Source organism: Escherichia coli DSM 30083 = JCM 1649 = ATCC 11775 (assembly GCF_003697165.2).
GTDB classification, from domain to species: Bacteria; Pseudomonadota; Gammaproteobacteria; order Enterobacterales; family Enterobacteriaceae; genus Escherichia; species Escherichia coli.
Genome location: NZ_CP033092.2, coordinates 3,048,470 through 3,071,467, shown reverse-complemented (window position 1 = coordinate 3,071,467; position 22,998 = coordinate 3,048,470). Strand labels below are relative to the sequence as shown.

Below are 22,998 nucleotides of genomic sequence, written 5' to 3'. Positions count from 1 at the left end.
TCATGGACAAATTCGACGCTAATCGCCGCAAACTGCTGGCGCTTGGTGGCGTTGCACTCGGTGCCGCCATCCTGCCGACCCCGGCGTTTGCAACACTCTCTACCCCACGCCCGCGCATTTTGACACTCAATAATCTTCATACCGGAGAGTCAATCAAAGCGGAGTTTTTCGATGGCAGAGGCTATATTCAGGAAGAATTGGCAAAACTTAACCATTTTTTCCGCGATTACCGCGCGAACAAAATAAAGTCCATCGACCCAGGATTATTCGACCAGTTGTATCGCCTGCAAGGGTTGTTAGGCACCCGCAAACCGGTGCAACTCATTTCCGGTTATCGTTCCATTGATACCAACAATGAACTACGCGCCCGCAGCCGTGGAGTAGCGAAGAAAAGCTATCACACTAAAGGCCAGGCGATGGATTTCCACATTGAAGGTATCGCGTTAAGCAATATTCGCAAAGCCGCGTTATCTATGCGCGCAGGTGGTGTAGGATATTACCCACGTAGTAACTTTGTGCATATTGATACCGGGCCAGCACGGCACTGGTAGTAATCGCTTAACGAAACAGGGGCAGTATGAACTATCGTATTATTCCGGTCACCGCATTCTCCCAGAACTGTTCATTGATCTGGTGTGAACAAACCCGTCTGGCCGCACTGGTCGATCCTGGCGGCGATGCGGAAAAAATCAAACAGGAAGTTGATGCCAGCGGCCTGACACTGATGCAGATCCTGCTGACTCATGGTCATCTGGACCACGTTGGCGCAGCGGCGGAACTGGCGCAACATTACGGCGTGCCGGTTTTTGGCCCGGAAAAAGAAGATGAGTTCTGGCTGCAAGGCTTGCCTGCGCAAAGTCGTATGTTTGGTCTGGAAGAGTGCCAGCCGCTGACGCCAGATCGTTGGCTGAACGAAGGCGATACCATCAGCATAGGGAATGTGACTTTACAGGTGTTACATTGCCCTGGGCATACGCCGGGTCATGTCGTGTTTTTTGATGATCGGGCAAAGCTGCTGATTTCTGGCGACGTTATTTTCAAAGGTGGAGTAGGGCGCAGTGACTTCCCGCGTGGCGATCATAATCAACTGATTTCTTCAATCAAAGATAAATTGCTGCCACTGGGGGATGACGTGACATTTATTCCGGGTCACGGACCATTATCCACACTTGGTTATGAGCGCCTGCATAATCCCTTCCTGCAAGACGAAATGCCCGTCTGGTAAAGGTGCATAAAAAAGCCCGCTTTCAAGCGGGCTTCATTGTTTTTAACGCTTACAGCACTGCCACAATCGCTTCGCACAGCGGCGCCATGTTATCTGGTGTCATCCCGGCCACGTTTACGCGACCAGAAGCAACAGCATATACGCCAAACTCTTCGCGCAGACGCAGCACTTGTTCTTTTGTCAGGCCACTGAAGGAGAACATGCCGTTCTGTTTGATGATAAAGCTGAAGTCGCGATTTGCGCCTTTTTCCTGCAGCGTATTGACGAACAACTGACGCATACGCTGAATACGCTGGCGCATATCAGTCAGTTCTTGTTCCCAAATCGCACGTAACGCATCGTTGCTCAGGATGGTGGCAACAACAGAAGCGCCGTGTGCTGGTGGGTTAGAGTAGTTAGCACGAATCGCCGCTTTCATTTGGCTGAATGCGCGTTCAACAGTTTCACTGTCAGCAGCAACCAGAGTACAAGCGCCAACACGCTCGTTGTACAGGCCAAAGTTTTTAGAGTAGGAACTGGCAACAATCAGCTCCTTATGCAGAGCCGCGAAAGCGCGCAGTCCTTCAGCATCTTCTTCCAGGCCACGGGCAAAACCCTGGTAAGCGAAGTCAAACAGCGGTAACCAGCCTTTCTCAACGGAGAGTTGTGCCAGTGTCTGCCATTGTTCCAGCGTAGGGTCGATGCCGGTTGGGTTATGGCAGCAGCCATGGAACAGCACTACGTCGCCAGCCTGGGCTTCGTTCAGGCTGTTAATCAGTGCATCGAAGTCAAGAGTGTGATTTTCCGCATCATAATAAGCGTATTCACGAACTTCCAGACCTGCAGAGTTAAAGACGCTCTTATGGTTCGGCCAGCTTGGGTTGCTCACCCACACACGCTTAACGCTGGTATTTTTTGCCAGGAAATCGGCAGCCACGCGTAGTGCGCCAGTGCCACCCGGAGTCTGTGCCGTGCGAGCACGTTTGTCATTGATCAGGGCGCTACCTTTACCAAACAGCAGTTCCTGAGTGCAGCGACCAAATTCAGGGATGCCGTCAATGCCGAGGTAATTTTTGGTGGTTTCATTTTCGAGCAGATACTGTTCAGCCTTTTTCACGCTGGTCAGTACCGGGGTTTTACCCGTCTCATCTTTATAGACACCAATCCCGAGGTTAATTTTGCCGGGACGTTCATCGGCACGAAACAGATCGGCCAGGCCCAGAATCGGGTCGGCAGGAGCGGCGGTAATGTTCTCAAACATGACGAGGTTCCATTATGGTTACAGAAGAGAAGTCCGCTATCAGGGTAACGGGAGATTTACAAAATTCCAACTATTACTGATGAAAACGCAGGCTGTTTTTGCAAGACGTGAGATTGCTCTGGAAGGCATAAAAAAAACAGGACCAAAGTCCTGTTTTTTCGGCATTTAACAAAGAGGTGTGCTATTAGAACTGGTAAACGATACCCACAGCAACGGTGTCGTCAGAACCTACGCCCAGTTTGTTGTCAGAATCGATCTGGTTGATGATGTAGTCAACATAGGTGGACATGTTTTTGTTGAAATAGTAGGTTGCGCCCACTTCAAAGTAGTTCACCAGATCAACATCACCGATACCTTCTACGTCTTTCGCTTTAGATTTGGTGTAAGCGATGGACGGACGCAGACCGAAATCAAACTGGTATTGCGCAACTAACAGAACGTCTTGCGTTTTGTTGGCGAAGCCGCTGGTGTTTGTAAATTTATTAGTGATCGGCGTAGCGTTACGGGTTTCACCGTAGTTCGCTGCCAGGTAGATGTTGTTCGCGTCATACTTCAGACCAGTAGCCCACTGTTCAGCTTTTTTGCCTTTGCCAAGGGAAGACTCTTCCTGCAGGTTGGTACGGTCAGCGGCACCATAAGCACCAACGATACCAAAGCCTTCGTATTCGTAGCTGATAGAACCGCCAACACCGTCGCCGTTAGAGCGGCGTGCAGTGTCACGCTCGTTTTTACCCAGGTACTGAACAGCGAAGTTCAGACCATCAACCAGACCAAAGAAGTTGGAGTTACGATAGGTAGCAACGCCGCCAACACGACCAACGAAGAAATCATCGCTGTATGCAGTATCACCACCAAATTCTGGCAGCATATCGGTGTAACCCAGTGCATCATAAACCACACCGTAGTTACGGCCGTAATCGAAAGAACCAACGTCAGCGTATTTAAGACCCGCGAATGCCAGACGCGTTTTGTTACCAGTTTGAGCGTCAGCGCCCTCAGAGTTGTTACCCTGGAAGTTATATTCCCACTGACCATAACCGGTCAGATCGGAATTGATTTGAGTTTCCCCTTTAAAACCAAGACGGGCATAGGTCATGTCACCATTGCCACCGTAACTGTTTTCACCGTTACCCTTGGAGAAATAATGCAGACCGACAGCTTTACCGTACAGATCTACTTTGTTGCCATCTTTGTTATAGATTTCTGCAGCGTTTGCAGTACCTGCTACTAACAGAGCAGGGACGATCACTGCCAGAATATTGCGCTTCATCATTATTTATTACCCTCATGGTTTTTTTATGACACCTGCCACTGCCGTCAATAAGTTCTGTCAATAAAAATTTACGGAACTATTGATGAGAGTTTGGTGTCTTTATGTGTCTGCAGGCATCTTTCCATTCAAACTAACGTTTCGCTACCGTGAAAGTGCTACAAAGATAAAGATTTAGTTTCAAAAAGAAAAAATATGTGACAAAAAGTAAAAATTAAGGAACTTTGTGAACACCGTCATATTTCCATAGAAGCGTGATGATATTTACAGCAATTTTTATCTATTTATATGATTTTCTTATATTTAAATTAACTAAACGGAAATTTTGTTTCTGATGGAAACTTTATCGACCAGGCACAAAATCTTCTTTCAGACATCCAGAATGCCAAAAATTTGTATGAAAATTGTGCTATCAGCTAAGAAAAAACTAATCCGCAATAAGAATGCAGATTATTTTTTGTGCGTAAATGTTGCAGCGTAATATTCCGTAACAGGATGATCGTTATGGCGGGGTTGCAAATAGATTGCTTGACTTAACAAACAGATAACTTGACAGAAAGGATAAAAAAAGAGCCAGCGGGCGCTGGCTCTTGAAGACGCTAAATTAGAAGCTGGCGTTACGCGGAGTACGTGGGAACGGAATAACATCACGTACGTTTTGCACGCCAGTTACGTAAGCAATCAGGCGTTCAAAACCAAGACCGAAACCTGAATGCGGAACAGTACCGTAGCGACGCAGATCGCGATACCACCAGTAATCTTCTTTGTTCAGGCCCATTTCAAGCATACGCTCGTCCAGCACGTCCAGACGTTCTTCACGCTGGGAGCCACCAATGATCTCACCGATGCCCGGAGCCAGAACGTCCATAGCCGCAACGGTTTTACCGTCTTCGTTAAGGCGCATATAGAACGCTTTAATATCTTTCGGATAGTTTTTAACCACTACCGGTGCTTTAAAGTGTTCTTCCGCCAGATAACGCTCATGCTCAGAAGAGAGATCGACGCCCCAGTAAACCGGGTTTTCAAACTTCCTGCCGCAGTTTTCGAGAATGGTCACTGCGTCGGTGTAATCCACCTGCGCGAAATCGGCCTCAATGAAGCGTTCCAGACGTGAAACGGCATCTTTATCTACGCGTTCAGCGAAGAATTTCATGTCGTCAGCGCGTTCTTCGAGAACCGCTTTGAAGACATATTTCAGCATGGCTTCAGCCAGACCCGCGATATCGTTCAGGTTAGCAAACGCCACTTCTGGCTCCAGCATCCAGAATTCCGCCAGGTGACGGCTGGTGTTGGAGTTTTCAGCACGGAAAGTCGGGCCGAAGGTATAAATTTTGGATAATGCGCAAGCGTAGGTTTCGCCGTTCAACTGGCCAGATACGGTCAGGAAAGACTCTTTACCAAAGAAGTCTTTGTCGAAATCTACTTTGCCCTGATCGTTACGCGGCAGGTTTTCCAGATCCAGCGTTGAAACACGGAACATTTCGCCAGCACCTTCGGTATCAGATGCGGTAATCAGTGGCGTTGAAACCCAGAAGAATCCCTGCTCGTTAAAGAAGCGATGCAGCGCCTGCGCCAGCGTATGGCGAACGCGCGCGACGGCACCAATCAGGTTTGTGCGCGGACGCAGGTGAGCGACTTCACGCAGATACTCAATGCTGTGGCGTTTTGCCGCCATCGGGTAAGTGTCTGGATCTTCAACCCAACCAGCAACTTCAACCTTGCTGGCCTGAATTTCAAATTGTTGCCCCTGGCCCGGCGACGCCACGACTTTACCCGTCACAATGACCGAGCAGCCGGTGGTCAGACGCAAGACGTCTTCATTGTAATTGGGCAGAGAATTATTGATGACAGCCTGTACAGGATCAAAGCAGGAACCGTCATAAACGGCGAGGAAGGAGATGCCAGCTTTTGAATCTCGGCGGGTACGTACCCATCCGCGCACGGTGACTTCGCTGTCAACGGCTACGCGGCCCTGGAGTACGTCGGCTACAGGCACAACGCTCATAATATTCTCTCTGTTAATAGTCGGAAAAAATAAACACTTGTCCACCCGTAAATGGGGGGATACCTATGTTACCTGGCATCTGCAATCAGACAAGCAGAATTCGCAAATGCAGCGAAAGATTTCGGAATTAAAGGTAAAAAAAGGGAGCCGATTAGCTCCCTGATGATATTAACTGGCTTTTTTAATATGCGGAAGGTCGAACGCTTTGCGCAGCGCCCGAACAAACGCTTTATCGTGGCAGATAGTTTTGCCAGGGCTGTCAGAAAGTTTCGCCACCGGTTTACCGTTACACTCTACCAACTTAATGACAATATTCAGGGGTTTTACCTGGGGGATATCGCAGGTCAGGCGAGTCCCAATACCAAAACTTAATTGCACGCGGGAAGAGAAGTGGCGGTATAGCTCAACCGCTTTGCGTAAATCCAGATTGTCAGAGAAAACCAGCGTTTTACTCTGTGGATCAATTCCCAGCTTTTCATAATGTGCAATGGCTTTTTCACCCCATTCAACCGGGTCGCCAGAGTCATGGCGCAGGCCCTGATAGCGACTGGCGAACTCGACACCGAAATCACGCAGGAAAGCATCCATAGTGATGCAGTCGGTTAACGCAATGCCAAGTTGGTCGGGATACTCTTCCAGCCAGGCAGCAAGTGCAGCTCGCTGGCTGTTGGCTAGATCCGGGCTGATTTGCTGATGCGCCTGGAACCATTCGTGTGCCTGTGTTCCCATCGGCGTGAGGGAAAGCCGACGCGCCAGATCGTAGTTGCTGGTGCCCACGAACCAGGATTCCTGTTGCAGACGTTTCACGATGGTTTCTTGTACTTCGCGAGAAAAACGGCGGCGGGTGCCAAAATCCATCAGATGGAAGCGCGACATATCAAGACCGGCGGTTAATGCCGAGAAGTCGACTAATTTGTTTTCCAGCGTGTCGAGGGCTTGCGCAACGTCGGCCTGCGGTGAGCGATAGCGATGTACCATTTCACTGATAACCGCCAGCAAAGGAACTTCCCAGAGGATGACTTCACGCCACGGGCCGCTTAAACGAATATCCAGCTTGCCATTATCGTTGGACACGGTGACTTGTTCCGGGTTAAAGCGGAACTCGCGTAGCCAGTTAAGATAGTCAGCCTTAAAGAAAGGCAGGGCAGAGAGCCACTGATATTCATCATCCTGCAGGCGCAGGTGCTGCATCGCCTGAACCTGTTCACGAATAGCATCGGCATAAATACCCAGCAGATCGTCACCTCGGCAACGAAACTCCGCCGCGACATGCACATCGTAATAGTGATGAAACACGGCTTGCTGCATATGCAACTTATAAGCATCTGTATCCAGCAACGAGTGCAGAACAGGAGAAGCGAATTGTGTCATAGGTGCGCAGTAGCGTCCTCGTACAGGAGCGTTTAGTACAATAAACATCTTCAGGAACTGCTGGAGTATACCTTGTTTCGCAATTTATTGAACCCCGATCACACCATATGCCACCTTTCTGGTCGATGGCATAACGCGGTGTATGTTATAAAAATGTAGCAATAAAGGCGTTTGTACCTGAAAAGATGAAGATTCTGCATAGCGCGATTTACGCAACAGGAATAGACTGAACACCAGACTCTATAAAAGATGCTAAAGGTTATTTATGACTCAACAGCCACAAGCCAAATACCGTCACGATTATCGTGCGCCGGATTACCAGATTACTGATATTGACTTGACCTTTGACCTGGACGCGCAAAAGACGGTCGTTACCGCGGTCAGCCAGGCTGTCCGTCATGGTGCATCAGATGTTCCGCTTCGTCTCAACGGCGAAGACCTCAAACTGGTTTCTGTTTATATTAATGATGAGCCGTGGACCGCCTGGAAAGAAGAAGAGGGCGCACTGGTCATCAGTAATTTGCCGGAGCGTTTTACGCTTAAGATCGTTAATGAAATTAGCCCGGCGGCGAATACTGCGCTGGAAGGGCTTTATCAGTCAGGCGATGCGCTTTGCACCCAGTGTGAAGCCGAAGGTTTCCGCCATATTACGTATTATCTCGACCGCCCGGATGTGCTGGCGCGTTTTACCACCAAAATTATTGCCGATAAAACCAAATATCCCTTCCTGCTTTCCAACGGTAACCGCGTTGCGCAAGGTGAACTGGAAAATGGACGTCATTGGGTACGGTGGCAGGACCCGTTCCCGAAACCGTGCTACCTGTTTGCGCTGGTGGCAGGCGACTTTGATGTGCTGCGCGACACTTTCACCACGCGTTCTGGTCGCGAAGTAGCGCTGGAGCTGTATGTCGATCGTGGCAACCTTGATCGTGCGCCGTGGGCAATGACCTCGCTGAAAAACTCCATGAAATGGGATGAAGAACGCTTCGGCCTGGAGTATGACCTCGACATCTATATGATCGTCGCGGTGGATTTCTTCAATATGGGCGCAATGGAGAATAAGGGGCTGAATATCTTTAACTCCAAATATGTGCTGGCCCGCACCGACACCGCCACCGACAAAGATTACCTCGATATTGAACGCGTTATCGGCCATGAATATTTCCATAACTGGACCGGCAACCGTGTCACCTGTCGCGACTGGTTCCAGCTCAGTCTGAAAGAAGGTTTAACCGTCTTCCGCGATCAGGAATTCAGCTCTGACCTTGGTTCCCGCGCGGTAAACCGTATCAATAATGTGCGCACCATGCGCGGATTGCAGTTTGCAGAAGACGCCAGCCCGATGGCGCACCCAATTCGCCCGGATATGGTCATTGAAATGAACAACTTCTACACCCTGACCGTTTACGAGAAGGGCGCGGAAGTGATTCGTATGATCCACACTCTGCTTGGCGAAGAAAACTTCCAGAAAGGGATGCAGCTCTATTTCGAGCGTCATGATGGTAGCGCAGCGACCTGTGACGACTTTGTGCAGGCGATGGAAGATGCGTCGAATGTCGATCTTTCCCATTTCCGCCGTTGGTACAGCCAATCCGGCACGCCGGTTGTGACTGTCAAAGACGACTACAATCCGGAAACTGAGCAGTACACCCTGACCATCAGCCAGCGCACGCCAGCTACGCCGGATCAGGCAGAAAAACAACCGCTGCATATTCCGTTTGCCGTCGAACTGTATGACAACGAAGGCAAAGTGATCCCGTTGCAGAAAGGCGGTCATCCGGTGAATTCCGTGCTGAACGTCACCCAGGCGGAACAAACCTTTGTTTTTGATAATGTCTACTTCCAGCCGGTGCCTGCGCTGCTGTGCGAATTCTCTGCGCCAGTGAAACTGGAATATAAGTGGAGCGATCAGCAACTGACCTTCCTGATGCGTCATGCGCGTAATGATTTCTCTCGCTGGGACGCGGCGCAAAGTTTGCTGGCAACCTACATCAAGCTGAACGTCGCCCGTCATCAGCAAGGGCAGCCGTTGTCTCTGCCGGTGCATGTGGCTGACGCTTTCCGCGCGGTGCTGCTCGATGAGAAGATTGATCCGGCGCTGGCGGCAGAAATCCTGACGCTGCCTTCCGTCAATGAAATGGCAGAACTGTTCGATATCATCGACCCGATTGCTATTGCCGAAGTACGCGAAGCACTCACTCGTACTCTGGCGACTGAACTGGCAGATGAGCTGCTGGCTATTTACAACGCGAATTACCAGAGCGAGTACCGTGTTGAGCATGAAGATATTGCAAAACGCACTCTGCGTAATGCCTGCCTGCGCTTCCTCGCTTTTGGTGAAACGCATCTGGCTGACGTGCTGGTGAGCAAACAGTTCCACGAAGCGAACAATATGACCGATGCGCTGGCGGCGCTTTCTGCGGCGGTTGCTGCACAACTGCCATGCCGTGACGCGCTGATGCAGGAGTACGACGACAAGTGGCATCAGGATGGTCTGGTGATGGATAAATGGTTTATTCTGCAAGCCACCAGCCCGGCGGCGAATGTGCTGGAGACGGTACGTGGTCTGTTGCAGCATCGCTCATTTACCATGAGCAACCCGAACCGCATTCGTTCATTGATTGGCGCATTTGCGGGCAGCAACCCGGCAGCGTTCCATGCCGAAGATGGCAGCGGTTATCAGTTCCTGGTGGAAATGCTTACCGACCTCAACAGCCGTAACCCGCAGGTGGCTTCACGCCTGATTGAGCCGCTGATTCGCCTGAAACGTTACGATGCCAAACGTCAGGAGAAAATGCGCGCGGCGCTGGAACAGTTGAAAGGGCTGGAAAATCTCTCTGGCGATCTGTACGAGAAGATCACCAAAGCACTGGCTTGATACTTTTGAGCCAAAATGCTTGACGCGTCTTATCAGGCCTACAAGTCCGTTGAAATTGCTGGTTTTGTAGGCTGGATAAGGCGTTCACGCCGCATCAGGCAGTCGTGCCCAACTGCCTGATGCGACGCTTGACGCGTCTTATCAGGCCTACAATCCCGTTGAAAATGCTGGTTTTGTGCGCCACATCCGGCATATTAACCATGACGTCGAATCGGTTGTTCAGAGTGCCCACGTTGCATCACCCGCTGCAACACTTCCGCTTCCAGCTCTGCTAATCGTACCGACCCTAACCGGCGCGGACGGGGGATATCCACCGTCAAATCCAGACCAATTTTTCCCTCTTCAATTAACAACACCCGGTCAGCCATCGCCACCGCTTCGCTCACATCATGCGTCACCAGCAAGACGGTAAAGCCGTGCTCCTGCCAGAGTGACACAATCAAATCCTGCATCTCGAGTCGCGTTAAAGCGTCCAGCGCACCGAGTGGTTCATCAAGCAACAATAAACCCGGTCGATGAATCAGCGCCCTTGCCAGCGCCACACGTTGTTTCTGTCCGCCAGAAAGTGCGGCAGGCCATTCCCCCGCGCGATTCTCCAGCCCTACCGCAGCCAGAGCCTGACGCGCCGCATCGCGCCACTGGCCTTTAAGGCCTAACCCAACGTTATCAATCACCGATTTCCACGGCAGCAGACGCGCGTCCTGAAACATCATTCGCGTATCATCCTGAATCTCAGCCAGCGGTGTGGTGCCCGCTAACACGTCGCCTGCGGTTGGCGTTTCCAGACCTGCCAGCAGGCGCAGCAGAGTACTTTTGCCACCGCCGCTGCGGCCCACCACCGCCACAAACTGACCTGCCGGAATATGTAAATCCAGTTGGTTCAGGACGATATTTTCCGCGTAATGTTTGCTTACTGCATTGAGCAACAATGGTGTGCCCTGGTTCAGACGAGCCGTATTCATACCGTGGCCTCCTTCAAATGATAAGCCGGGTTCCAGCGCAACCAGAGACGTTCTAACAGCTGCGCGCTGACGTCAGCAAGTTTGCCGAGCAGGGCGTAAAGAATAATAGCGACTACCACCACGTCCGTTTGCAGAAACTCCCGCGCATTCATCGCCAGATAACCAATGCCGGAATTGGCAGAAATAGTTTCGGCAACGATCAGCGTCAGCCACATCAGGCCCAACGCAAAACGCACACCGACCATAATTGAGGGCAGGGCACCAGGCAGGATCACATGGATAAACAGCGGTATGCCGGATAATCCATAGCTACGTGCCATCTCCACCAGCCCACGGTCGATATTACGGATGCCATGCCAGGTGTTGATATAAATGGGGAATAGCGTACCGAGCGCCACCAGAAAGATTTTTGCGGATTCATCAATGCCAAACCACAAAATCACCAGCGGGATCAGCGCCAGATGCGGCACGTTGCGCAACATCTGAATGGAGGTATCCAGCAGTCGCTCACCCCAGCGTGACAGCCCGCTAATCAGCCCCAGAATTAATCCCAGCGATCCGCCAATTGAAAAACCAATCAGCGCACGCCAGGAGCTGATCGCCAGATGCTGCCACAATTCGCCGCTGGCAGAGAGCGTCCAGAACGCCATCACCACTCCTTCCGGTGAGGGCAAAATACGCGTCGATAACCAGCCAACCGAGGAGGCCAGTTGCCACACCGCCACGATGCCCACCGGTAAAAACCAGGGGGCAACGCGCAATAACCACTTCTTCACTGGCGTTGCCATCATCGTGTTCCTTAGCTTTGCGCGACGTTACGGGGGATAAAATCATTCGCCACCGCTTCGCCTTGTGGATTCAGCGGTTGTGGCTGGGGAATTTCCGGGATGGCGACATCCAGATGTGGGAACAGTAACTCGCCGACCCGATACGCTTCTTCCAGATGCGGGTAGCCCGAAAGCACAAAACTGTCGATGCCAAGTGCAGCGTATTCGTTGATTCGCGCGGCGACCGTAGGACCATCGCCCACCAGCGCCGTCCCGGCACCGCCGCGCACTAAGCCAACACCCGCCCATAAATTGGGGCTGATCTCCAGATTGTCGCGCTTGCCGTTATGTAGCGCCGCCATTCGCTGTTGTCCTACGGAATCCGTTCGGGCGAATGCGGCCTGTGCTTTGGCGATAGTTTCATCATCAAGACGCGAGATTAACCGCTCGGCGGCCTGCCACGCTTCGTCGTTGGTTTCACGAACAATCACATGCAGACGAACACCGAAACGAATTTTGCGTCCATGCGCGGCAGCTTTCGCCCGCACGTGTTCGATTTTCTCTTTTACCAGTTCCGGTGGTTCGCCCCAGGTAAGGTAGAGATCAACTTGTTCTGCCGCCAGCTCCTGGGCGACATCTGACGATCCGCCAAAGTAAAGCGGAGGATAAGGCTGTTGAATCGGCGGGAAGAGCAGTTTGGCTCCGCGTACATGAATATGTTTGCCGTTGAAATCCACAGTCTCGCCAAGCAACAACCGCCGCCAGACCTGGGTAAATTCTGCCGAGGCTTCGTAACGCTCGCTATGATCAAGGAACACGCCGTCGCCTGCCAGTTCTTGTGGATCGCTGCCTGTGACCAGGTTAAACAACGCACGTCCGTTAGAGAGACGGTCAAGCGTGGCGGCCTGACGGGCGGCAACGGTAGGTGAGGTTACGCTGGGGCGCAGGGCGACAAGAAACTTCAGCCGTTGTGTCACCGGGATCATCGACGCCGCCACCAGCCACGCATCTTCACACGATCGCCCCGTCGGGATCAGCACACCGGTATAGCCCAGACGATCCGCCGCTTGCGCAATTTGTTGCAGATAACCGTGATCAACCGGACGTGAACCTTCTTCCGTTCCCAGATAATGCCCGTCACCGTGGGTCGGTAAAAACCAGAACATATTCAGACTCATAATTGTTTTCCTTCCAGTTGAGTGGGCTGCCAGATGCGCTGGCGAATATCGACTTTTTTCGGCACCAGACGGTTTTCATAAAACAGATCTGCCGTTTGCTGCTGTAAGGCGGCAACTTCAGCGCTCAACGGTTTGATGGTGGTGGGAGGACGATGATCCAGATATGAGGCAATAACCGGTGCCGGTAAGCCCATCGTTTTTGCCAGTAAAGCGATGCTTTGTTCGCGCTGGCTGCGGGTTAACGCATCGGCCTCACTAAAGGTTGTCAGCACACCCTGAATAAAAGCGCCGTTTTTTTCTGCATACGGACGAGCTGCCAGATAAAACGATCCAGTTTGATTGAGATCGGTGCCGTCTTTCAGCACCCGCACGCCGCCCTGTAATAATGCAGCGGAGTAGTAGGGATCCCAGATAGCCCAGGCGTCAACGTTACCTTGCTGGAACGCGGCGCGGGCATCGGCAGGCGTCAGGTAAGTGGGCTGAATATCCGTGAATTTAAGCCCGGCCTGGCGAAGGGCTCGCAGTAAAAGATTGTGCGAACTGGAACCTTTCTGAAAGGCAACTTTGTGACCTTTAAGATCGGCTACGGTTTTGATCGGGCTGTTTTCTGCCACCAGAATCACTTCGGCTTTGGGTTTCGGTGGCTCGACGCCCACGTATACCAAATCAGCCCCGGCAGCCTGGGCAAAGATTGGCGGAATATCCCCGGTACTGCCGAGATCGATACTGCCAACGTTTAACGCCTCCAGCATCTGTGGGCCAGCGGGGAACTCCACCCAGGAGATTTTTGTTTGCGGATAGCGTTTTTCCAGTAACTGGTGGCTTTTTGCCAGCACCATACCAATACTGCCTTTTTGATAGCCTATACGTAACGCCTCTGGCGAAGACTCCGCGGCAACAGCAAGTGTAGAGACGCTAAGTAAACCCGCCAGCGCCAGTTTAATGATCTTACGCATGGGCATTACCTCGCAGAGACAGAAGGTCAGGAACCTGAACATCGCGGCGGTGCAACGCCTGCCAGAAAGTTTCTAGCGCGGTATCAAGACGAGTTTGCAGATTTGGCGTGAACTGGGGTTTGTGTTGGTAATCAATTACTTGCGAGTCATCGGCAAACACGCCGTGCAGGATCTCCTGGGCTTTCAGCGTACTTAAAACTGGCTTAAGGGCATAATCGACCGCCAGCAGATGGGCCACGGTGCCGCCTGTCGCCAGCGGCAGCACCACTTTGCCTTGCAACGCACGTTCTGGCAGCAGGTCGAGCAGGGTTTTCAGTGCACCGGAATAGGCGGCTTTATACACAGGCGTGGCGACAATCAGCCCATCGGCCTGTTGCAGCTGTTCGGTGAAGGTCTTGAGTGCCGGACTATCGAAACGAGCATAAAGCAGATCTTCCGGGACGAAGTTTTGCAAATTCCAGTGATAAACCTCTACATCCAGGCCATTTAGTTTTTCCCGCGCATATTCCAGCAAGGAGCTGGAGCGAGAAGGAAAGCGAGGACTACCCGCCAGGGTGATGACACGCATACTCTCTCCTTATAACCAATTGTTCTTGTTTTGTTAACATTGATAACAATTCGGTCAGTCTGACAGAGGGCGTCCGCGAGTCGAAATGATTTATCTGAGGAAGAAAAGCCAAAAAAAGCATAAAAAAAGCGCAATAAGAAAACGTTTGCTATTTATTGCCGCAGGTCAATTCCCTTTTGGTCCGAACTCGCACATAATACGCCCCCGGTTTGCACACCGGGAATCCAGGAGAGTTCATGTACTACCCCTTCGTTCGTAAAGCCCTTTTCCAGCTCGATCCAGAGCGCGCTCATGAGTTTACTTTTCAGCAATTACGCCGTATTACAGGAACGCCGTTTGAAGCACTGGTGCGGCAGAAAGTGCCTGCGAAACCTGTTAACTGCATGGGCCTGACGTTTAAAAATCCGCTTGGTCTGGCAGCCGGTCTTGATAAAGACGGGGAGTGCATTGACGCGTTAGGCGCGATGGGATTTGGATCCATCGAGATCGGTACCGTCACGCCACGTCCCCAGCCAGGTAATGACAAGCCGCGTCTCTTTCGTCTGGTAGATGCCGAAGGTTTGATCAACCGTATGGGCTTTAATAATCTTGGCGTTGATAACCTCGTAGAGAACGTAAAAAAAGCCCATTATGACGGCGTTCTGGGTATTAACATCGGCAAAAATAAAGATACGCCGGTGGAGCAGGGTAAAGATGACTATCTGATTTGTATGGAAAAAATCTATGCCTATGCGGGATATATCGCCATCAATATTTCATCGCCAAATACCCCAGGATTACGCACACTGCAATATGGTGAAGCGCTGGATGATCTCTTAACTGCGATTAAAAATAAACAAAATGATTTGCAAGTGATGCACCATAAATATGTGCCGATCGCAGTGAAGATCGCGCCGGATCTTTCTGAAGAAGAATTGATCCAGGTTGCCGATAGTTTAGTTCGCCATAATATTGATGGCGTTATTGCAACCAATACCACACTCGATCGTTCTCTGGTTCAGGGAATGAAAAATTGTGATCAAACCGGTGGCTTAAGTGGTCGTCCGCTTCAGTTAAAAAGCACCGAAATTATTCGCCGCTTGTCACAGGAATTAAACGGACGCTTGCCGATTATTGGTGTTGGCGGCATTGACTCGGTTATCGCTGCGCGTGAAAAGATTGCTGCGGGTGCCTCACTGGTGCAAATTTATTCTGGTTTTATTTTTAAAGGCCCGCCGCTGATTAAAGAAATCGTTACCCATATCTAATTATTTCTTCAAATTCCTCTTTATAAGATAATCAGGGCTTTATTTTCAGCCCTGGTTGTTTTATATTCATCGCTGTTGCTTATTTAGACATTTTGTACTTTTATTGTTGAGGTTATTAAGCGAAGCGACAATGGATTGTGTCGCTGCGGTTTTATAAGGTTGGGGAGTGGCAGATGCGAATTAAACCAGACGATAACTGGCGTTGGTATTACGATGAAGAGCACGATCGAATGATGCTCGATTTAGCCAATGGTATGCTATTTCGCTCACGTTTTGCGCGCAAAATGTTGACTCCAGATGCCTTTTCTCCCGCAGGTTTTTGCGTTGATGACGCCGCGCTCTATTTCTCTTTTGAAGAAAAGTGCCGCGATTTTAATTTATCTAAAGAACAAAAAGCCGAACTGGTGCTGAATGCACTGGTAGCAATTCGTTATCTCAAACCGCAAATGCCGAAAAGCTGGCATTTTGTATCTCATGGTGAAATGTGGATGCCCATGCCGGGCGATGCGGCCTACGTTTGGTTGAGCGACACTCATGAGCAAGTGAATTTACTGGTCGTTGAATCTGGCGAGAATGCCGCGCTATGTCTACTGGCACAACCCTGCGTTGTTATTGCGGGTCGCGCGATGCAGTTGGGCGACGCCATTAAAATCATGAACGACAGGCTGAAACCGCAGGTTAATGTTGACAGCTTCAGCCTCGAACAGGCAGTCTAACGCGCCAGCTTAAGCGCAGTCTTCGGTACACAACTACAGCAAAGAATAGTGCCATCATCGCCTATTGCTGATTTTTTTAGCGGCGTGACTTCGCCTTCTAAAAGCTGAACACGGCAACTTCCACAAATGCCCGCGTGGCAAGAATAAGGGATACGAATTCCCTGATTTTCTAATTGCTCCAGCAGCACCTGTTGGTTATTTCCACGAAATGCCTGTCCCTGCCAGTCAATATCTACGTTTGCGTCCGGTTGTTGCGTGATGTTGGCAGTATCATCAGCGGCACCTGCGCCGTAAATTTTAGCCGGAGCCGTTGCCAGAATTTCCACCTCATCGCCAACGCGAATCACGCCGCTATTACGGACAATTAAATTCTGACCAAAATCGACATCGCCGTTATCCTGGGCAGTACGGAAAGATTGCAGCGTTTTTAATGGTTCGCCTGCCGGATGTTTTTGCCCTTTTTCTGGGCTGACGGTGGTGAAAATACAGCGGCTACAAGGCTTAACCACATCAAACACGACATCACCAATGCGAATCACTTTCCAGCTATCTTCTTCCCAGGCCGATGCACCGGAAACCACCAGATTGGGGCGGAATTGCTCCATTTTTACACTGGCCGGACAACGTTGTTGGAGATCACGTAACGAGGCCTCGTTAGCAAGAAGGTAAGGATAGCCATCAGCAAATGACAGGGGTACAGTGTTGTGGCGTTTCACGCGCCGGGTCATTTGTGGCCCCACCCAGCGTAATTGCACTTCGCGGGAGAAAAATCCACTTAGCCATTTGTTGATCGCGTCTGGCGCAATTCGCGCGGTAAAATGTGTGCCCCAAACTTCGGTTGGTGCGTCTTGTGTGGCGAAATCAGCAAAACGAACATATGCACTACTGCCATCTGGTGCGGTGAGATGCAAGCCATCATGCACGGGTGAAGGAGTAAACCGTACCATTAGCGGAAACTGGCGAGCGGTAATAAACGTACCGTCAGTTTCAGTGATCATAAAGATGCGATCGAAGGCCAGACCACTGACATCTGCCAGGGTATGTGTAAGACCAATGCCGCGCATCGATTTAACAGGATGAATAAAAAGCCGGGTTAATGTCGCCACGGTGCGGTCCTCAAATGAAAATAAGCCCTCAACTTTATGACATGACGCGCTTATTAGCTATAATGCGCAACAATTTTCTTAGAGTAAAAGTGACAATATGAATTCTCTGTTTGCCAGTACGGCCCGTGGGCTGGAAGAGCTGTTAAAAACTGAACTGGAAAACCTGGGGGCCGTTGAATGCCAGGTGGTTCAGGGTGGGGTCCATTTCAAGGGCGACACACGGCTTGTTTACCAGAGCCTGATGTGGAGCCGCCTGGCCTCGCGTATTATGTTGCCGCTGGGCGAGTGTAAGGTTTACAGCGATTTAGACCTCTATCTCGGTGTTCAGGCGATCAACTGGACAGAGATGTTTAATCCTGGCGCGACCTTCGCTGTCCACTTCAGTGGTTTGAATGACACCATACGCAACAGTCAGTACGGTGCGATGAAAGTGAAAGACGCGATCGTCGATGCTTTCACGCGGAAAAATCTGCCGCGTCCAAATGTTGATCGCGATGCGCCGGATATCCGCGTTAACGTCTGGCTGCATAAAGAAACCGCCAGTATCGCCCTTGATCTCAGTGGTGATGGTTTACATCTGCGTGGCTATCGCGATCGTGCTGGCATGGCGCCGATCAAAGAAACCCTGGCAGCCGCTATTGTGATGCGATCCGGCTGGCAGCCAGGAACACCGCTGCTCGATCCAATGTGTGGTTCAGGTACGTTGCTGATTGAAGCGGCTATGTTGGCGACCGACCGCGCACCGGGCTTGCACCGTGGGCGTTGGGGCTTTAGCGGCTGGACGCAGCATGATGAAGCTATCTGGCAGGAAGTGAAAGCGGAAGCGCAAACTCGTGCCCGTAAAGGCCTGGCGGAGTATAGCTCCCATTTCTTCGGTTCGGACAGTGACGCACGGGTGATTCAACGTGCGCGCACTAACGCCCGTCTTGCGGGGATTGGTGAACTGATCACCTTTGAGGTGAACGATGTCGCGCAACTGGCCAATCCGCTGCCGAAAGGGCCGTACGGTACAGTGTTGAGCAACCCGCCATACGGTGAACGTCTGGACAGCGAACCGGCGCTGATTGCGCTGCATAGTCTGCTGGGCCGAATCATGAAAAACCAGTTCGGTGGCTGGAATCTCTCTTTGTTTAGTGCCTCGCCGGATCTGCTAAGCTGCCTGCAGCTGCGTGCAGACAAACAGTACAAGGCGAAAAACGGCCCGCTGGACTGCGTACAGAAAAACTACCATGTTGCCGAAAGCACACCAGACAGCAAACCGGTAATGGCAGCGGAAGACTACGCCAACCGTCTGCGTAAGAACCTCAAAAAATTCGAGAAGTGGGCTCGCCAGGAAGGAATTGAATGTTACCGCCTGTATGACGCCGATCTGCCGGAATATAACGTTGCCGTTGACCGTTATGCCGACTGGGTGGTGGTGCAGGAGTATGCGCCGCCAAAAACTATTGATGCGCACAAAGCGCGTCAGCGTCTGTTCGATATTATCGCTGCAACCATTTCGGTACTGGGGATTGCGCCAAACAAACTGGTGCTGAAAACCCGTGAACGCCAGAAGGGCAAAAATCAATACCAGAAACTGGGCGAGAAGGGCGAGTTTCTGGAAGTTACCGAATATAACGCTCACTTGTGGGTGAACCTGACGGATTACCTCGATACCGGTCTGTTCCTCGATCACCGTATCGCCCGTCGTATGCTCGGTCAGATGAGCAAAGGCAAAGATTTCCTCAACCTGTTCTCTTATACCGGCAGCGCCACCGTGCATGCGGGATTAGGCGGTGCACGCAGCACCACCACCGTGGATATGTCGCGTACTTATCTGGAGTGGGCAGAACGCAACCTGCGTCTGAATGGCCTAACCGGGCGTGCGCATCGCCTGATTCAGGCCGATTGCCTGGCGTGGCTGCGTGAGGCAAATGAACAGTTTGATCTGATCTTTATCGATCCGCCAACCTTCTCTAACTCAAAACGAATGGAAGATGCGTTTGATGTTCAGCGCGATCATCTGGCGCTGATGAAAGATTTGAAACGTCTGCTGCGTGCAGGTGGGACGATCATGTTCTCGAACAACAAACGCGGCTTCCGTATGGATCTCGACGGCCTGGCGAAACTGGGACTGAAAGCACAAGAAATTACGCAAAAAACGCTCTCCCAGGATTTCGCCCGTAACCGCCAGATCCACAACTGCTGGCTGATTACCGCAGCCTGAAAGGAATAGTAATGTCATTAATCAGTATGCATGGCGCATGGCTGTCGTTCAGCGACGCGCCGCTTCTCGATAACGCAGAACTGCATATCGAAGATAACGAACGTGTTTGTCTGGTGGGGCGTAACGGTGCAGGCAAATCAACGTTAATGAAGATCCTCAACCGTGAACAGGGGCTGGATGACGGTCGCATTATTTATGAGCAAGATTTGATTGTAGCTCGTCTGCAACAGGATCCGCCGCGTAACGTTGAGGGTAGCGTTTATGATTTCGTTGCCGAAGGCATTGAAGAACAAGCGGAATACCTGAAACGCTATCACGATATTTCGCGCCTGGTGATGAACGACCCGAGCGAGAAAAATCTCAACGAACTGGCGAAGGTTCAGGAACAGCTGGATCACCACAACCTGTGGCAGCTGGAAAACCGCATCAACGAAGTGCTGGCGCAACTGGGATTAGATCCTAATGTTGCGCTGTCGTCGCTTTCCGGCGGCTGGTTGCGTAAAGCGGCATTAGGACGCGCGCTGGTGAGCAATCCGCGCGTATTGCTGCTCGACGAACCGACTAACCACCTGGATATTGAAACCATCGACTGGCTGGAAGGGTTCCTCAAAACCTTCAATGGGACAATTATTTTCATTTCCCACGACCGTTCGTTTATCCGCAATATGGCGACGCGCATTGTTGATCTCGATCGCGGCAAGCTGGTGACCTATCCAGGGAATTACGACCAGTACCTGCTGGAAAAAGAAGAAGCCCTGCGCGTGGAAGAATTACAAAATGCCGAGTTCGATCGCAAACTGGCGCAGGAAGAGGTGTGGATCCGCCAGGGGATCAAAGCACGTCGTACCCGTAATGAAGGCCGCGTACGCGCCCTGAAAGCAATGCGTCGCGAGCGTGGTGAACGTCGCGAAGTAATGGGTACCGCAAAGATGCAGGTGGAAGAAGCCAGCCGCTCCGGTAAGATCGTTTTCGAAATGGAGGACGTTTGCTACCAGGTTGACGGTAAGCAACTGGTGAAAGATTTTTCTGCCCAGGTTCTACGCGGCGACAAAATTGCCCTGATTGGTCCGAATGGGTGCGGCAAAACCACGCTGCTGAAACTAATGCTCGGTCAGCTTCAAGCAGACAGCGGGCGTATTCACGTTGGCACCAAACTGGAAGTAGCTTATTTCGATCAGCACCGCGCGGAACTGGATCCCGATAAAACGGTGATGGATAACCTTGCCGAAGGTAAGCAAGAGGTGATGGTTAACGGCAAGCCACGCCACGTATTGGGCTATTTGCAGGACTTCCTGTTCCATCCGAAACGCGCGATGACGCCAGTACGTGCACTTTCTGGCGGAGAGCGGAACCGCTTGCTGTTGGCGCGTTTGTTCCTCAAACCAAGCAACTTATTGATTCTTGACGAACCGACCAACGATCTTGATGTCGAAACGCTGGAACTGCTGGAAGAACTGATCGACAGCTATCAGGGCACGGTATTGCTGGTTAGCCACGATCGTCAGTTTGTCGATAACACCGTTACAGAATGCTGGATCTTCGAAGGCGGCGGTAAAATTGGTCGTTATGTCGGCGGTTATCATGATGCCCGTGGTCAGCAAGAACAGTATGTGGCGCTCAAACAGCCTGCGGTGAAAAAAATCGAAGAAGCCGCCGCGCCAAAAGCAGAAACTGTAAAACGCAGCAGTAGCAAACTAAGCTATAAATTGCAGCGCGAATTGGAGCAGCTACCGCAATTGCTCGAAGATCTGGAGGCGAAGCTGGAAGCCCTACAGACGCAAGTGGCGGATGCTTCCTTCTTCAGTCAGCCCCATGAGCAGACACAAAAAGTGCTCGCCGATATGGCTGCTGCAGAGCAGGAGCTGGAGCAAGCCTTTGAACGCTGGGAGTATCTTGAAGCGTTAAAAAATGGTGGCTGATCGCAAAATAGTCGATTTAAACAGAGACAGCTGACAACGGTAAAATTGCCTGATGAACTGGGTTTATCAGGCATGAAAACCAACACTTTGTTCGTCATCTGTAAAATAGCGCATCATTAAGGAGTACCAATGTGCGAACATCATCATGCCGCGAAGCACATCCTGTGCTCGCAGTGTGACATGCTGGTGGCGTTACCGCGCCTTGAGCATGGTCAGAAAGCGGCATGTCCCCGGTGTGGCACAACGTTAACCGTGGCGTGGGATGCCCCTCGGCAGCGTCCCACCGCCTATGCGTTGGCTGCACTGTTCATGCTGTTGCTGTCCAACTTGTTTCCTTTTGTGAATATGAACGTTGCAGGAGTTACCAGTGAAATTACATTACTGGAAATTCCCGGCGTGCTTTTTTCTGAGGACTACGCCAGCCTCGGCACCTTTTTCCTGTTGTTTGTGCAACTGGTTCCCGCGTTTTGTCTGATAACCATTCTGTTACTGGTGAATCGCGCGGAATTACCGGTCCGTTTAAAAGAGCAACTGGCACGGGTGCTTTTTCAACTCAAAACCTGGGGAATGGCGGAGATTTTCCTCGCGGGTGTGCTGGTCAGTTTCGTGAAACTGATGGCTTACGGCAGCATTGGGGTAGGCAGCAGCTTTCTCCCCTGGTGTTTATTTTGTGTCCTGCAACTGCGCGCTTTTCAGTGTGTTGATCGTCGCTGGTTATGGGACGACATCGCCCCGATGCCAGAACTGCGCCAGCCGCTAAAACCAGGTGTCACGGGGATACGTCAGGGGCTGCGTTCGTGCTCCTGTTGTACGGCAATCCTTCCTGCTGATGAATCCGTGTGCCCGCGTTGTAGTACCAAAGGGTACGTTCGGCGTAGAAACAGCCTGCAGTGGACACTCGCGCTGCTTGTAACGTCCATCATGCTGTATCTTCCGGCTAATATTTTGCCCATCATGGTGACGGATTTATTAGGCTCGAAGATGCCGTCGACGATTCTCGCTGGGGTCATTCTGTTATGGAGCGAAGGCTCTTATCCCGTCGCTGCGGTGATTTTTCTGGCCAGTATTATGGTGCCAACGTTAAAGATGATCGCCATTGCGTGGCTGTGTTGGGATGCCAAAGGACACGGCAAGCGCGACAGTGAAAGAATGCATTTGATTTATGAAGTTGTTGAGTTTGTAGGCCGCTGGTCGATGATTGACGTTTTCGTTATCGCGGTGCTCTCGGCGCTGGTGCGTATGGGAGGTTTAATGAGTATTTATCCGGCAATGGGTGCATTAATGTTTGCTTTAGTCGTCATAATGACAATGTTTTCTGCTATGACGTTTGACCCGCGTTTGTCGTGGGATCGTCAACCTGAATCAGAGCATGAGGAGTCCTGAC

General features: G+C 51.2%; 18 protein-coding genes. 8 read left to right on the top strand and 10 right to left on the bottom strand.

Translation table 11 applies throughout. The features are described from left to right. The first annotated feature begins 2 nt into the window (after positions 1 to 2). Positions 3 to 551, top strand: a complete 549-nt coding sequence (gene mepK / locus EAS44_RS16235) for a YcbK family protein (RefSeq protein ID WP_001295932.1) — start codon at positions 3 to 5, stop codon at positions 549 to 551. 26 nt (positions 552 to 577) lie between these two features. Further along, the gene (gloC, locus tag EAS44_RS16230) at positions 578 to 1,225 is read left to right on the top strand and encodes a hydroxyacylglutathione hydrolase GloC (protein ID WP_001109453.1); all 648 of its coding nucleotides are present in this window, start codon (positions 578 to 580) and stop codon (positions 1,223 to 1,225) included. Between the two features lie 49 nt (positions 1,226 to 1,274). On the opposite strand, the gene aspC is transcribed toward gloC, so the two are convergent. From aspC to pncB, 4 genes are all read right to left on the bottom strand, one after another. Beyond that, positions 1,275 to 2,465: an aspartate transaminase gene (gene aspC / locus EAS44_RS16225; protein ID WP_000462681.1), complete on the bottom strand. Its 1,191-nt coding sequence runs from the start codon at positions 2,463 to 2,465 to the stop codon at positions 1,275 to 1,277. Positions 2,466 to 2,649: 184 nt separating this feature from the next. Continuing rightward, complete coding sequence (gene ompF / locus EAS44_RS16220; protein ID WP_000977927.1) at positions 2,650 to 3,738, bottom strand: porin OmpF; 1,089 nt, start codon at positions 3,736 to 3,738, stop codon at positions 2,650 to 2,652. 601 nt (positions 3,739 to 4,339) lie between these two features. Next, a complete protein-coding gene (gene asnS, locus EAS44_RS16215; RefSeq protein WP_000117881.1) occupies positions 4,340 to 5,740 on the bottom strand; it encodes an asparagine--tRNA ligase in 1,401 nt (466 codons plus the stop codon). Positions 5,741 to 5,908: 168 nt separating this feature from the next. Next, positions 5,909 to 7,111: a nicotinate phosphoribosyltransferase gene (gene pncB, locus EAS44_RS16210; protein ID WP_001298298.1), complete on the bottom strand. Its 1,203-nt coding sequence runs from the start codon at positions 7,109 to 7,111 to the stop codon at positions 5,909 to 5,911. A 265-nt stretch (positions 7,112 to 7,376) separates the two neighbouring features. Here pncB and pepN point away from each other — a divergent pair, with 265 nt between their 5' ends. After that, a complete protein-coding gene (gene pepN, locus EAS44_RS16205; RefSeq protein ID WP_000193873.1) occupies positions 7,377 to 9,989 on the top strand; it encodes an aminopeptidase N in 2,613 nt (870 codons plus the stop codon). A 194-nt stretch (positions 9,990 to 10,183) separates the two neighbouring features. Here the strand turns inward: pepN and ssuB are convergent, their stop codons facing one another. From ssuB to ssuE, 5 genes are read right to left on the bottom strand one after another with little or no spacing between them, the layout of a single operon-like run. Next, positions 10,184 to 10,951: an aliphatic sulfonates ABC transporter ATP-binding protein gene (ssuB, locus tag EAS44_RS16200; protein ID WP_001090487.1), complete on the bottom strand. Its 768-nt coding sequence runs from the start codon at positions 10,949 to 10,951 to the stop codon at positions 10,184 to 10,186. Then, the gene (gene ssuC / locus EAS44_RS16195; RefSeq protein ID WP_000235189.1) at positions 10,948 to 11,739 is read right to left on the bottom strand and encodes an aliphatic sulfonate ABC transporter permease SsuC; all 792 of its coding nucleotides are present in this window, start codon (positions 11,737 to 11,739) and stop codon (positions 10,948 to 10,950) included. The genes ssuB and ssuC overlap by 4 nt, the downstream gene beginning before the upstream one ends. Positions 11,740 to 11,750: 11 nt before the next feature. Next, entirely contained in the window at positions 11,751 to 12,896 is a 1,146-nt protein-coding gene (gene ssuD, locus EAS44_RS16190) for an FMNH2-dependent alkanesulfonate monooxygenase (RefSeq protein ID WP_000055976.1), read from the bottom strand. Next, positions 12,893 to 13,852: an aliphatic sulfonate ABC transporter substrate-binding protein SsuA gene (gene ssuA / locus EAS44_RS16185; protein WP_001226260.1), complete on the bottom strand. Its 960-nt coding sequence runs from the start codon at positions 13,850 to 13,852 to the stop codon at positions 12,893 to 12,895. Before ssuA ends, ssuD begins: the two co-directional genes overlap by 4 nt. Then, positions 13,845 to 14,420 carry an NADPH-dependent FMN reductase gene (gene ssuE, locus EAS44_RS16180; protein ID WP_001263945.1) on the bottom strand — a complete coding sequence of 192 codons (576 nt, stop codon included), beginning with the start codon at positions 14,418 to 14,420 and terminating at the stop codon, positions 13,845 to 13,847. The genes ssuA and ssuE overlap by 8 nt, the downstream gene beginning before the upstream one ends. 236 nt (positions 14,421 to 14,656) lie before the next feature. Here ssuE and pyrD point away from each other — a divergent pair, with 236 nt between their 5' ends. Both pyrD and zapC read left to right on the top strand, forming a co-directional pair. Further along, the gene (pyrD, locus tag EAS44_RS16170) at positions 14,657 to 15,667 is read left to right on the top strand and encodes a quinone-dependent dihydroorotate dehydrogenase (RefSeq protein WP_001295934.1); all 1,011 of its coding nucleotides are present in this window, start codon (positions 14,657 to 14,659) and stop codon (positions 15,665 to 15,667) included. Positions 15,668 to 15,840: 173 nt separating this feature from the next. Continuing rightward, the gene (gene zapC / locus EAS44_RS16165; RefSeq protein ID WP_001295935.1) at positions 15,841 to 16,383 is read left to right on the top strand and encodes a cell division protein ZapC; all 543 of its coding nucleotides are present in this window, start codon (positions 15,841 to 15,843) and stop codon (positions 16,381 to 16,383) included. Here the strand turns inward: zapC and ycbX are convergent. Further along, on the bottom strand, positions 16,380 to 17,489 hold the full coding sequence (ycbX, locus tag EAS44_RS16160) for a 6-N-hydroxylaminopurine resistance protein YcbX (RefSeq protein ID WP_000224313.1): 1,110 nt from the start codon (positions 17,487 to 17,489) through the stop codon (positions 16,380 to 16,382). The two genes, zapC and ycbX, sit on opposite strands and share 4 nt — an antisense overlap. A gap of 97 nt (positions 17,490 to 17,586) precedes the next feature. On the opposite strand from ycbX, the gene rlmKL reads away from it, so the two are divergent. From rlmKL to pqiA, 3 genes are all read left to right on the top strand, one after another. Next, positions 17,587 to 19,695: a bifunctional 23S rRNA (guanine(2069)-N(7))-methyltransferase RlmK/23S rRNA (guanine(2445)-N(2))-methyltransferase RlmL gene (rlmKL, locus tag EAS44_RS16155; protein ID WP_001086557.1), complete on the top strand. Its 2,109-nt coding sequence runs from the start codon at positions 17,587 to 17,589 to the stop codon at positions 19,693 to 19,695. 11 nt (positions 19,696 to 19,706) lie between these two features. Continuing rightward, positions 19,707 to 21,614, top strand: coding sequence for an ABC transporter ATP-binding protein (gene uup, locus EAS44_RS16150; RefSeq protein ID WP_000053080.1), 1,908 nt, complete (start codon positions 19,707 to 19,709; stop codon positions 21,612 to 21,614). Between the two features lie 129 nt (positions 21,615 to 21,743). Continuing rightward, entirely contained in the window at positions 21,744 to 22,997 is a 1,254-nt protein-coding gene (gene pqiA / locus EAS44_RS16145) for a membrane integrity-associated transporter subunit PqiA (protein WP_000333182.1), read from the top strand. Position 22,998: the final 1 nt, after the last annotated feature.